Origin of the sequence: Lentzea sp. NPDC020367 (assembly GCF_044387305.1) — a bacterium.
In the GTDB taxonomy this organism is placed as follows: Bacteria; Actinomycetota; Actinomycetes; order Mycobacteriales; family Pseudonocardiaceae; genus Lentzea.
In genome coordinates, this window is the sequence record NZ_JBIRVV010000004.1 from 354,642 (window position 1) to 367,113 (window position 12,472).

General features: G+C 69.8%; 10 protein-coding genes. 5 read left to right on the forward strand and 5 right to left on the reverse strand.

Features of this window, described 5'->3' with window-relative positions:
- Nucleotides 1-246 precede the first annotated feature (246 nt).
- Both ACH413_RS19340 and ACH413_RS19345 read left to right on the forward strand, forming a co-directional pair.
- The gene (locus ACH413_RS19340) at nt 247-1,161 is read left to right on the forward strand and encodes a hypothetical protein (protein ID WP_360034221.1); all 915 of its coding nucleotides are present in this window, start codon (nt 247-249) and stop codon (nt 1,159-1,161) included.
- Entirely contained in the window at nt 1,158-1,688 is a 531-nt protein-coding gene (locus ACH413_RS19345; RefSeq protein WP_360034218.1) for a histidine phosphatase family protein, read from the forward strand. The genes ACH413_RS19340 and ACH413_RS19345 overlap by 4 nt, the downstream gene beginning before the upstream one ends.
- Here ACH413_RS19345 and ACH413_RS19350 read toward each other — a convergent pair.
- A complete protein-coding gene (locus tag ACH413_RS19350; protein ID WP_360034215.1) occupies nt 1,675-2,829 on the reverse strand; it encodes a metallophosphoesterase in 1,155 nt (384 codons plus the stop codon). The genes ACH413_RS19345 and ACH413_RS19350 overlap by 14 nt on opposite strands.
- A gap of 189 nt (nt 2,830-3,018) precedes the next feature.
- On the opposite strand from ACH413_RS19350, the gene ACH413_RS19355 reads away from it, so the two are divergent.
- The 3 genes from ACH413_RS19355 to ACH413_RS19365 all read left to right on the forward strand — a co-directional run bounded on the left by ACH413_RS19355 (nt 3,019) and on the right by ACH413_RS19365 (nt 7,871).
- Complete coding sequence (locus ACH413_RS19355) at nt 3,019-3,408, forward strand: hypothetical protein (protein ID WP_360034212.1); 390 nt, start codon at nt 3,019-3,021, stop codon at nt 3,406-3,408.
- A 74-nt stretch (nt 3,409-3,482) separates the two neighbouring features.
- Entirely contained in the window at nt 3,483-4,736 is a 1,254-nt protein-coding gene (locus ACH413_RS19360) for a PIN-like domain-containing protein (RefSeq protein WP_360034209.1), read from the forward strand.
- Between the two features lie 123 nt (nt 4,737-4,859).
- Nucleotides 4,860-7,871: an amidohydrolase family protein gene (locus tag ACH413_RS19365; RefSeq protein WP_360034206.1), complete on the forward strand. Its 3,012-nt coding sequence runs from the start codon at nt 4,860-4,862 to the stop codon at nt 7,869-7,871.
- Here ACH413_RS19365 and ACH413_RS19370 read toward each other — a convergent pair.
- The 4 genes from ACH413_RS19370 to ACH413_RS19385 form a co-directional block, all read right to left on the reverse strand.
- Entirely contained in the window at nt 7,865-8,737 is an 873-nt protein-coding gene (locus ACH413_RS19370) for a dioxygenase (protein WP_360034203.1), read from the reverse strand. The genes ACH413_RS19365 and ACH413_RS19370 overlap by 7 nt on opposite strands.
- A complete protein-coding gene (locus tag ACH413_RS19375) occupies nt 8,734-9,741 on the reverse strand; it encodes a maleylacetate reductase (protein ID WP_360034200.1) in 1,008 nt (335 codons plus the stop codon). Before ACH413_RS19375 ends, ACH413_RS19370 begins: the two co-directional genes overlap by 4 nt.
- The gene (locus tag ACH413_RS19380) at nt 9,738-11,498 is read right to left on the reverse strand and encodes an FAD-dependent monooxygenase (protein ID WP_360034197.1); all 1,761 of its coding nucleotides are present in this window, start codon (nt 11,496-11,498) and stop codon (nt 9,738-9,740) included. Before ACH413_RS19380 ends, ACH413_RS19375 begins: the two co-directional genes overlap by 4 nt.
- A 71-nt stretch (nt 11,499-11,569) precedes the next feature.
- Entirely contained in the window at nt 11,570-12,457 is an 888-nt protein-coding gene (locus ACH413_RS19385) for an AraC family transcriptional regulator (protein WP_360034194.1), read from the reverse strand.
- Between the last annotated feature and the right edge of the window lie 15 nt (nt 12,458-12,472).

Consider the following 12,472-nt stretch of genomic DNA (forward strand, 5'->3'; position numbering starts at 1 on the left):
TGACACGAAAACCGGGACAAGATCCGGTTTTTCGGGGGCGCCGCGGGGGTTGTGCGCAGGTGCGGCACGGTGCTTAGCCTGACTCACGAGTCAGGAATGAGGGTCCGGTCGGACTAGTGTTCGTGACGGTGCGTAGACGAAACGGGCTAACGGTCGACACAGCGTGCGGTCCATTGAGTTCAAACAACCCGTTCGTGAATGAACCACACGTTCGGGTAGCCCTGTGTCCCTGGCACACTGCGCTCCGTGCCGACCCAGTTCCCCGACGAACCACCGACCGAGCGTCATCTGGCGCCCGACCCTGCGCTGATGGAGGCCGCGCGCGCCAGGGGAGCCGCCCGGTGGGCGGCGGCCGGTGAATCCCAGGAGCAGGAACAGAAGCCGCCGAGCGGTCCGCTCAAGCCGCGCGCCGCCGCGATCGCCGCCATCGCCGCGCTGCTCGTTCTCGGCGGGATCGCGATCGTCACGTTCAACGGCGGCTCCGGCAACGGCGTCACGGACGTCGCGCAGCCCTCGCACAGCTACATCCCCGGCCTGATCACCCCGCCGGAGGAGCTGCCCGCGGAGTCGACGTCGAACGGCATGGACCCGTCGCTGGCCTCGTCGGCGCTGGGCCTGATGCCGACGACCACGCAGAACGTCGCCCCGCCGCCCGCAGGGGACGCGGGCAGGGCTCCCGGCGGTGCCAAGTCGTTCACGACGGGCCCCGGTTGCGGCGGCTACAGCAACGTCGGCTCGTACCGCGACGGCCGCAAGGGCTGGGTCGACCACGGTGACGGCAAGTGCGGCTCGACGTTCGTGTCGATCCCGATGTCCGGCGACTCCCGCAAGGACGACAGCTCCGCGTACGGGCAGTGGACGTTCGCGGTCACCGGCACGTGCGACGTCTCCGTGCACGTCCCGAACGGCAGCCTGGAGGAGGTCGGGGGTAACCCGACCGTGTACTACGTCTTCGACCGGGCGAGCGTCGGCGGCACCCCGCTGGCGTCGTTCGCGATCAAGCAGGTCGACAAGCGCGGCCAGTGGGTCAGCGCCGGGAAGTTCAAGGCCAGCGGAAACCTGACCGTGCAGCTGCTCACCCGAGGTCAGGACTGGACCGGCTCCGGACCGACCTACGCCCATCACGCCGCCAGTGCCATCAAGGCAGACTGCACGGCGTGACACGAGATCTGCATCTGGTTCGGCACGGCGAGGCGACGAAGGACGAGTCCCGGCTGACGGCACGGGGCCGCAAGCAGGCCGAGGCACTCGCGGAACGGTTGCGGGGCACGGGTTTCGCCGCCGTGCACCACGGTCCGCTACCCCGGGCCACCGAGACCGCGACGATCCTGTCCGAGGTGCTGAAGGTGCCCTGCCGGGTCGAGGCGGCGGCGGACGACTACGTGCCGCACTTCGTCCCTGACCACGACGAGTTCTTCGACCAGTTCCCCGAGTCGGAACGCACCCGCGGACCCGCTTTGGCGCACGAGGCCGAGACCCGCTTCGCCCGGCCCGGCGACGGTCCGGTGCTGGTCGTGACGCACTCGTTCCTGATCAGCTGGCTCGTGCGGGACGCGCTGGACGCCCCGCCCGAGCGGTGGCTGACGCTGAACCACGACAACGCGGCGCTGACGGTCATCCGCTACACGACCGGCAAGCCACCCCGTCTGATCAGGTTCAACGACTCAGGGCACCTCAGCTCGCTTTGAGCGTGAGAAGCGTGATCTCACTGGGCGCGAACACGCGCATCGGCGGGCCCCAGAACCCGGCGCCACGGCTGGTGTAGAGCTGCGTGCGGTCGCTGTGCCTGCTCAGGCCGGCGACCACCGGCTGCTGCAGCCGCACCAGGTAGTGGAACGGCCAGATCTGCCCGCCGTGCGTGTGCCCGGACAACTGCAGGTCCACGCCAGCCTCGACGGCCTTCTTGATCTCCGACGGCTGGTGCGCGAGCAGCACGACCGGCGCGGTGGAGTCGGCGTCGCGCAGCGCGCGCGTGAGGTCGGCGGCGTGGCCGGGTTCGCCGGAGTGGTCGGCGGTGACGTCGTCGATGCCCGCGAACACCAGCTTGGCGTCGCCGCGTTCGAGCGCCACGTGCTCGTTGCGCAGTGCCTTCCAGCCCAGGCGGGTCATGAGGTCGATCCAGCCCTGCGCGTTCGAGTAGTACTCGTGGTTGCCGGTGATGTAGAAGCGGTGCGGGGTGTTCACGTCGCCGAGCGGGGTGGCCTGCTCCAGGCGCTGGTCGGCGGTGCCGTCCGCGATGTCACCGACGTGCACGGCGACATCGGCGCCGAGCTCGTTGACCGCGTCGACCATGCCGCGCGACCACTTCGCGCGGTTGATGGCGCCGTAGTGGGTGTCGGTGATGACCGCGACGGTCAGCCCGTCGAACGCGGGGTCGAGCCGGGGAATCGTCACGTCTTGCCGCTTGATGCGAGGCACGCGCATCGCCTCGTACACGCCGTACACCGTCACGGTGACGATGAGGACCGCGAGCAGCACGGCGATGAAACGGGAGCGGAACGGGTTCTCGACGCCGGCCATCGCCAGGCCGAGCCGGACGACGTCGGAGATCAGCGTCCACACGAACGCGATCCACACGAAGCCGAGCAGGAACTGGGAGATCCGGGCGGCGCGGTCACTGCCGCGCTGGGTGAACAGCACGATCATCGCGATGGCACCCGCGACGAACACGATGGCGGCGATCGGGCGGACCGGGTCGGGCCACTCGGCGCTGGCCGCGAACAGCCCCTCGAACGGCACCCAGAACAGCAGCGTCGTCACGGTGAAGAGGACGAGCGTGAACACCACCCGCCGAACCGTGATGCGGGGCCGGGTAGCGGTGGTCGTCATGCGCGAATCCTCCAGGGGTGAGCTTTCTCAAACCATCTCAACGCACAGACCGGTCAGTTTGTTCGCTTCCCGCCCGATAGACGTCCGTCACAGGCGTTTTCCCAGCTCGGGAGCAACCGGCAGGCCGACCGCGCATCCTCATATCAGGACCGGAACACCCGCCTGACCCGACGACCTAGAGTGGGCCACATGATCTTCTACACCGACGAGGAGAGCCGCACGCTGCGCACCGCCGTGTACGGCGCGATGCTGCTGGTTTCCCACGCCGACCCCGGCCCCGTGCTGGAGGAGCGCTTCGCCGGCCTGCGCGCGCTCGCGAACCTGTCGCCCGACCTGCGCGGCGTCCTGGGCGCCGCCCGCCCGTCCGTGCCCGCCGGCACCGACGAGGAGATCGAGCCGGTCGTCCTGGAGGCGCTGCGCTCCTCGATGAAGACCCTCACGGCCAAGTCGCCCGAGGACGCCGCGGACTTCCCGCGCGGTGTGCTGGCGATCTGCCGCGAGGTCGCCGAGGCCGACGGTGTGGTCGTCGACGCCGAGGACGCGATGGTGTCCCGCATCGAGGGCGCGCTCGCACTCTGACGACTGGTGGGCCGTTCGAATGAACGGCCCACGGACCGTTAACGCTCCGATGCCGCAGGCACGATCATTCCGGCATGAACGGTCTGTACGACGGTGAGTTCGCCGGCTACAAGATCGCGGCGCCGGACGAGCTGGACACGGCGCTGCGCGAGGCAGTGGTCGCTGTCGACGCGAACGTGCTGCTCGACCTGTACAGGTTCACGCCGCAGACGTCGAACGACCTGATCAAGACCTTCAAGAGCCTGGGCGACCGCCTGGTCGTCCCGCACCAGGCGCTGCGCGAGTTCTGGCGACATCGCCAACGCTCGCAGGGAAGCCCGCGCGGTGCCACCAAGACGGCCACCGACGCTCTCGCCAAGTCCGGGCGGGCCATGAGCGACGCCCTGAGCAACTGGGCGAAGGCCGTTGGAGTCGACTTCGGCGAGCTGTCCACGCTGACCGCTCAGGTGAACGACCTCGTCGGCGGACTGCAGCACGAACTCCAGCGGGTCCTCGCCGACGCCGACGCCGACCGCGCGGGAGACCCGATCCTCGAGCAGCTGGAGGAACTCCTCGACGGCAGGGTCACTTCGCCGTTGAACGAGGAAGAACACGCGGAGTGCGTCGCCGAGGCCAACCGGCGCATCGACGCCGAGGTACCGCCGGGCTACCTGGACGCCGGCAAACAGCACGACGACTCCGCCGACGGCGGCACCGGCGACTACCTCGTCTGGTACCAGGCCACCCGGTACGCGAGCGACCAGAACCGCGACCTGCTGATCGTCACGCGGGACGAGAAGGAGGACTGGTGGTGGCGTCAGGGCGCGGACTTCATCGGGCCACGTCCGGAGCTCTCGCTCGAGTACGGAGGACTGACGGGGCGGCGCCTGTTCCTGATGAGGCCCACTGATCTGCTCGCCCGCGCCTCCGTGCTGGAAGTGGTGGTCAACGAGGAGTCGACCGTTGACGCCGGGCGCGTGGCCGACGACGAACTGCTCGACGAAGAGCCGACGGCGGAGTGGACGCTGGAGGCGTTGCGCGCACTCCTGATCCAGCTCGACGAGCAGGCTCCCGTGCAGGCCGAGGCACTGCGGCTCGCCACGCCGGACAAGCGGGGCAGGGTCAGCCGCGAGGAGGTCTACGCGCTCGGCGACTACGCCGATGACCGGATGCTGCGCGGCTTCACCCGGCCGTACCGCCGGCTCACCGCGAACCTCCAGGCCAAGGGGTTGATCCCGCTCGGCGTTCCGCCGATCCTCGTCGCGCGCTATCCGGACGGCGTCAAGACCTCGTACTTCAGCGTTCCCGACGAGGTGCCGCCGTTGCTGGAACTGCTGGCGCGTCGCTGACCACCGCAAGCTTTCGGCCCAGCGTCCCACCAGGTGGATGCTGGGCCGAATGGCCGATGGCGCAAGGCTTTCGCGGTGCCAGGGTGGATCTCCTAGGGGATCAACACTGGGGAGTGTGCCGCCGTGGAACTGTCCCGTCGTGAACTGCTGACCCGCACCGGCCAAGCCGCCGCCGTCGCCACCGCCGCGTCCACGCTCAGCATCGGGACCGCGCAGGCGGAACCGGGCGAACGCGTGAAACTGACGCAGGGCACCAACATCTCGGTGTCGCGGTCGCGGGACGGCAAGTGGCTCGCCATCGACCTCGTCACGGCCATCTGGGTTTTACCTGCTGCCGGTGGGGAAGCGCGCAAGCTCACCGACGAGCTGCAGGACGCCACGCTGCCGTCGTTCGGGCCTGGCAACCAGATCGCGTTCCAGTCCTATCGAGACGGTAACTACCACCTCTACGTGATCGGGCTCGACGGACGTGGCCTGAAACAGCTCACGCAGGGCAAGTACGACCACCGCGAACCGGCGTTCTCACCGGACGGCAAGCAGATCGCGTTCGTCAGCGACCGGGCCGGAAGCTATGGCGTGCACGTGCTCGACCTGGCCACGAACGCCATCACGCAGCTGACCGGCGTGCCGGACGAGGCCGCGGCACCGCAGTGGTCGGCGGACGGCCGGCGGATCATCTTCACCGTCGGCAACGCGGCGATCGACACCGTGACCTTGGACGGCAGGCGCGAGCGGCTCGTGACGGCACCGGCGGGCACGCAGCTGTTCGGGGCCGCGTTCGGACCCGGCGACCAGCCGAGCTACACGCAGATGAAGCCCGGCCAGGCCGATCTCGTCCTCGGCACGACGGCGATCACGTCGAAGGAGGACGTGTTCGGGTTCGCGCCGGTCTGGAACGGTGACAGCGTCCTGTACACCTCGGACGGCAAGCTCCGGTCGCGCACCGGCGGTGCCGTGAAGGACATTCCTTTCGAGGCAACGGTTCCGGTGCGCACGACCAGGCGTCCGCACCGCACGAAGAACCTCACCGGCGGCACGGTGAAGGGCATCGCGAGTCCTGTCGTGTCGCCGGACGGCACGAAGATCGCGTTCCGCGCGCTCAACGCCCTCTACGTGCTGAGCGGCGGCAAAGCGACGAAGCTGACCGACAACAGGTACTTCGACTCCGACCCGGACTTCTCGCCGGACGGCACGAAACTGCTCTACACCAGCGACCGCGGTGGCATCCCGCAGCTGCGGGTCCGCGACCTGAAGACCGGTGACGACAAGGCGTTCGCGCCCGCTCCGCACGCGCAGACGATCCCGAGGTTCTCGCCGGACGGCACGAAGGTCGCCTACCTGGACCACGACGGTCAGGTCTGGATCGCCGAACCCGCCGGGCTGCGCCAGGTCACGCCGACGCTGTTCCAGCCGGGCAGGCCGACCTGGTCGAAGGACGGCACCACGGTCGCACTGGCCGCGGTGAAGCCGTTCTCGCGCCGGTTCCGCGAAGGCACCAGCCAGTTGCTGTTCGTCGACCTCGTCGGCGGCGCGCTGACCTACACCGAGCCGTTGCCGTTCCGGTCGATCGCGACGCGCGGCGACGACGGCCCGGTGTGGTCGCCGGACGGGAAGAACATCGCGTTCGTCGTGGAGAGCGTCGCCTGGGTCGTCCCGGTCGACGGCAAGGGCAAGTTCCTCGGCGAACCGCGCCAGGTCACCCGCGAGGTCACCGACTCGCTGGCCTGGAGCGGCACCGACTCGCTGGTGTACCTGAACAACGGCCGCATCCGGAAGTCCACACTGGACGGCAGGGTCACGACGATCCGGCACGACCTCACGTGGCGCCGGCCGAAGTCGCCGGAGCGCAAGGTGATCCGCGTCGGTGCCTACTGGGACGGCGAGGCGCACGAGCTCAAGCGGAACGTCGACATCGTCCTGGAAGACGGCAAGGTGAAGGAGATCCGGCCCCAGCGCGGCAAGGCCGACGTCGACGCGTCAGGACTGACCGCCATCCCCGGCCTGATCGACGCGCACAACCACTGGCACCTGCGCGGTCGTCAGTGGGGTGCGAGGCAGGGCCTGACGTGGCTCGCGTACGGCATCACGACGGTCCGTTCGCCCGGCGACCCGGTCTACCAGATGGTCGAGACCCGCGAGGCGCTGGCGGCCGGAACCCTTACCGGGCCCCGGTTCTACGCCACCGGCGAGGCCGTCGACGGCGGCCGCGTCTACTACAACTTCATGCGCCCGACGCTGAGCAAGGCCCAGCTCGACCTCGAACTGCGCCGCGCCCACGAGCTCGACTACGACCTGATCAAGACCTACGTCCGGCTGCCCGTCGAGCTGCAACGCGCCGCCGTGCAACGGTCCCGGGTCCCGCTCTCCAGCCACTACCTCTACCCGGCCGCCAACCTCGGCATGGACGGCATGGAGCACGTCGGCGCCACCAACCGCCTCGGCTACTCCCACACCGTCACCCGCCAGGGCCGGGCCTACCAGGACGTGATCGCGCTCTTCACGGCGTCCGGCATGTCGATCACACCCACGCTCTTCCAGTCACGCGCGTTGTACGCCAAGGACAAGTCGATCGTCACCGACGAACGCACCCGCGTGCTGTACCCGCCGTGGGAGTACGAGCGGTTCGTCGCCGACGCCAACAACCAGGGCACCCCGGCCGGCACGTCGTCGCTGGACGTCCTGCGCGGTTGGGTCGAGTTCGCCCTGAAGGTCCACCGGGGCGGCGGCTTCGTCATCACCGGCACCGACGCGCCGCTCGACAGCCCGGCCACCGCGACCCACACGAACCTCCGCGCGCTGGTCGAATTCGGCTTCACGCCAAGGGAAGCGCTCATCACCGCGACCCGCAACCCGGCGAAGTGGCTGGGCCTGCCGCTCGGCGCGATCAAGCCGGGCGCACCGGCCGACATCGCGTTCGTCGAGGGAAACCCGCTCGCCGACATCAAGGCGGCGGCGAACGTCAAGCTGGTCGCGGTCGGCGGGCAGATCCACGACATCCCGGAGCTGCTCGCGCCGTACCGGAACCAGCAGACGCTCACCGCCCACACCGCCGAGCTGCCGGCGGCGCCGTCAGCCGAGAACAAGCACTGGTGGCACGAACCGGAGTGGGCCGAGCGCGTCTGCTGCGATCACTGAGGCGCCAACACGATGTCGAAACGGGAGCGCGCCCACGGCTTGTCGCCCAGCGCCCTCCCGTCCGGCGTCGCGGCACCGGCCGGCTGCTCCTCGAACCGCTTGACCAGCGACTCCTTCACCCCGAACACCGAGTCGCCGATCTCCAGCTGCGGATCGCCCTCCACGAAGATGTGCGTGACGAGCGTGCGGAAGTCCTGCGCCGACACCATGAAGTGCAGGTGGGCGGCGCGCACGGGGGAGCGGTCCACGGCGTCCAGCAGGGCGCCCACCGGGCCGTCGTGCGGGATCGGGTACGGGGTCGGCGTCGTGCACCAGAACGCGAAACCGCCGTCCTCGCCGGAGAACAGGTGGCCGCGGCCCGCCACCCGGGAGTCGGTGTACTGCACGTCGTAGAAGCCGTCCTCGTCGGCCTCCCACACCTCGATCCGCGCGTTCGGGACCGGGTTCCCTGCCGTGTCGCGCACGGTTCCCTCGACCCAGCAAGGGGTTCCGGCGGCGCCACCGGCGATGTCGCCGCCGACACCGACCAGCGGCGACTCCTCGACGAAGAACGGGCCGAAGACCGTTGCCTCCGTGGCGTTCTCGTAGGCCTCGTTGTTCACCGCGATGGTCTGCATCGAGGCGCCCAGCACGTCGGACAGCAGGATGAACTCCTGCCTCTTGTCGTCGGTGATGTGCCCGACGGCCGTCAGGAACTCGATGGCCCGCGTCCACTCGGCCTCGGTCAGGCGGGTCTCGCGGATGAACGCGTGCAGGTGCCGGGTGAGCGCCTCCATGAGCTCCTTGAGCCGCGGGTCCGGGGTGCGGGCGAACGACGCGACGACCTCGTCGGTGAGCTGTTCCTCGATGCGGTGCTGGGCGGTCATGCGTCGAGCCCCTTCTGGGCAGCGGTGAGCAGGGCGATCAGGTCGTCCTCGGTGACGGGGCGAGGGTTCGACGGGGGCACGGACGGCAGCACGAGACGCGCGGCCTCGTGAACATCGGGCACGCCACGAAGCTCGTGTGAGGCACCGATTTCGTCGTACAGGTCGAGGAGCCCGCCGCCGAGCGCCTCGGTGATCCTGGCGGCTGCCTCGGGGACCGCGGGAGCGTTGAAAGCCAGCACGTGCGGCAGGATCGCGGTGTGCGTCTGCGCGTGCGGGAGGTTGTAGGCGCCGCCGAGCACGTGGCAGATCTTGTGGTGCAGGCCGGAACCCGCCGACGCGAACGCCACGGCGGCCAGATAGGCGCCGTAGAACAGCGACTCCCGGCCCTCGACGGTGCTGACCAGGCGAAGACCGTGGCTCAGCGCACGGGCGCCTTCCAGAGCCAGCGCCTGGTTGATCGGATCGGCGCGCGGGGCCCACATCGAGTCCACGCAGTGCGCCAGCGCGTTGCAGCCCGAGGCGATCGAGAGGTCCAGCGGTAGCGATGCCGTGAGCGCCGAGTCGTAGATGACGGTCACCGGCAGCACGCGGTCGTCGACGCCGGTGGTCTTGCGGGACGCCTCGGTCAGGCCCCACACGTTGGTGGCCTCCGAACCGGCGTACGTGGTGGGCACGGCGACGATCGGCAGGCCGGTGGTCAGCGCGACCGCCTTGGCCAGCCCGGTTGTGGAACCACCGCCGACGCTCACCAGCAGGTCCGCGCCGGATTCCAAGGCCAGTTCGCTGGCACGTTCGGCGTTCTCCACCGGGACGTGCGGCGCCACGTCCGTGCAGTGCGCGGCCACGTCGATCTTCGCCGTCACCTCGGGAACGGGCTTGGAGGAGATCAGCAGCACCCGCCGCGCACCGAGGCGGGCGACCTCCGCGGCCAGGTCGTCCGCCGCCGTGCCGGTGCCGAACCGCACCCGCTGGCCGAGCGTGACGTGCTCGAACTGCCAGGTCACGCGCTCTCCTCCCGGCTCAGGATCGTGGTCAGGACGGACATCAGCTCCGCTTCCGGATCTGCGGGCAACGACGTGCCGCGCCACGCGACGTGCTTGTCCGGCCGCACCAGCACGGCTCCATCTTCGTCCACACCGGACAGTCGTGACCAGTCGAAGTAGAGGTCCGTGACCGCACGACCTGGACCGATGACCACCGTCTGCAACGGCACGCCGAGCCGGTCGGCCGCCTTCTGCGCAGCGTCCGCCCACGCCTCGCCGGTGATCCCCGTCAGCAGCGTGAACTGCCCGTACGGCACCAGGTCGTGGGTGGAGAGCTTGCTCCTGCTGTCACCGACCCAGGCGTGCGGCAGCCGTGCTCCGGGCCGGGTCGACGGCTCGTAGTACAGCTCGGGGTCTCGTGAGGGGGAGGGCCGCTCGGTGCCATCGGCGACCACGGCGCTGGACTCGTACGACTGACCCATCTCGACGCCATGAGCGTTGAACTCGTAGTTCTTCAGCTCCATGGCCTCCCGCACGGCGGCGCGCTTGGCGGCACCCGCGAGGCTGCCGGACTTGCGCTCCTCGATGCGCGCGTCCATCTCCTCGGCGGACTGCGAGGCGTCGAGCCCGAGCGCGTCGAAGAGCGCACCGAACTCGCGAGCGGACTTGTTGGCCCGCGTCACGATCTGCCGCGCCACCGGGGCACGTTCGGCGGAATAGGTCTCCAGCAACTCGGGCCCGGCCTGTCCGTTGAGGACCAAAGCGAGCTTCCACGCCAGGTTGTAGGAGTCCTGGATCGAGGTGTTGGAACCGAGCCCGTTGCTCGGCGGGTGCTTGTGCACGGCGTCCCCTGCACAGAACACCCGGCCGCGCTGCAACCGCGTGGCGTACTGCTCGTTGTTGCCCCACAACGAGATCCCGGTGATCTCCGCCTCGAGTGTGGAATCGCCGACGAGGTTGCGCACGATCTGCAACGCGTCGTCGTCGGTCACCTCGGGCACGCCCTGCGCGAGGTCGAAGCCCCAGACGATCAGCCACTCGTTCCACGGCCGGACCATCCGCACGAGCCCCGCGCCGATCCCGCCGACGTTCGCGCCGGGCTGGATCACCCAGTACAGCACCGAAGGCCGGTGCCGGCACAGTTCGGAGAGGTCGGCCTTGAAGGTGATGTTCATGGACCCGGCGACGTCCATCTCGCCCTCGTAGGGCAGGTCCAGGTCGGCGGCCACGGCGGACCGCGCGCCGTCCGCGCCGATCAGGTACTTGGCCCGGATCGAGTACTCGGTTCCGGTCAGCCGGTTCAGCACCCGCACGGTCACGCCGTCGGCGTCCTGCACGTGCCCCAGGTACTCGGTGCTGAACTGGGTCTGCGTGCCGCGCGCCGTGGCGTTGCGGACGAGGATCGGCTCCAGGTAGGTCTGCGGGATGTCGCAGTTGAGCGACGGCGACGCGAGCACGTGGTCGGCGTGCCGGGCGGGGTGGGTGCCCCAGGTGAGGATGCGGCCGATCTCCTCGCCGGTGATCGCGGTGCAGAACACCGTGTCGCCGATCAGGTGGTGCGGCGTGGCGTCGGCGAGCACCTGGTCCTCGATGCCGACGTCGCGGAAGATCTCCATCGTGCGCTGGTTGGTGATGTGCGCGCGGGGAGTGTTCGCGGTCCACCGGTACTTGGTGATCATGATGTTCGGAACGCCCAGTGTGGACAGGAACAACGCTGCGGAGGCCCCGGCCGGGCCCGAGCCGACGATCACCACATCGGTCTCGACGAAAGTCACCATGCCGGAACGGTCGCAGCCTCACGCCGTCGCGAGGGCCGGGTGGTTCGCACGTGGCGGAAACAGGCAAAAACTCAGGTCCGCAGCGCCGCGCGGTCCTGCCGGGGCGTCACCCCGAACCGCGCCCGGTAGGTGCGGGAGAAGTGCGCCTGCGACACGAAACCGTGCCGTGCGGCGACCTCGGCCAGTGAGATCGGCTCGGCCAGCACGCTCCTGGCCGCGTCGAGCCGCGCGTTCAGGATCGCCTGCGGCACGCTCTGCCCGGACTTCGCGAACAACCGCGACAGATGACGTTCGGAGTACCCGATCGCGGCGGCGATCCGCAGCGCGCACAGCTCCTGTTCGTGCAGATGGGCGGCGATGAAGGCGTGGGCGGCCGCCAGGTCCGCGGCCGGGCTGCGGGCGCCGAGCAACGTGTCGAGCAGGTCGGCGGCGGTCTGCTCCAGCCCGTCCCAGTCGGCGGGGCCGCGCAACGCACCCGACAGAGCGCTGACCAACGCGGACGCGTGCGCGTTGTCCCGGAAGCTGAACACCTGAGGCCGCACCGGTCCACGCCGCGGCGCCTTCAGCACGAGTTCGGTGAGGCCGTCCGAGAACTCGCGCCGGAACGGCCGGTCCCCGTCCAGCACGAGCGCCTGGCCGGGGACGACCAGTTCACGGCCGCCCCGGTGCTCGAACTGGCTCTCCCCGGCGAGCGAGAAGTAGACGACCACGCCGTCGGCCGGGTGCTCGGCGATCTGCCGGACGTCCCGCTCGACGGCGTGCGGCGACCCGCTCACCCGCGCCACCTGCAGGCGGGGGAGCGTCAGGTTCACCTCGGTGCCGTCGAACGGGCGGTCGGCCGTGACCCGCAACCCCACCAGGGAGCGGGCGTTGTGCTCCTCCCACCCGGTCAGCCTGCGCGAGCCGGGCAGGTCGTGCGTCCGGAACCTGGTCAGGCCGGGCGGGTGCACGAGTGCCATCCGTTCACGGTAACC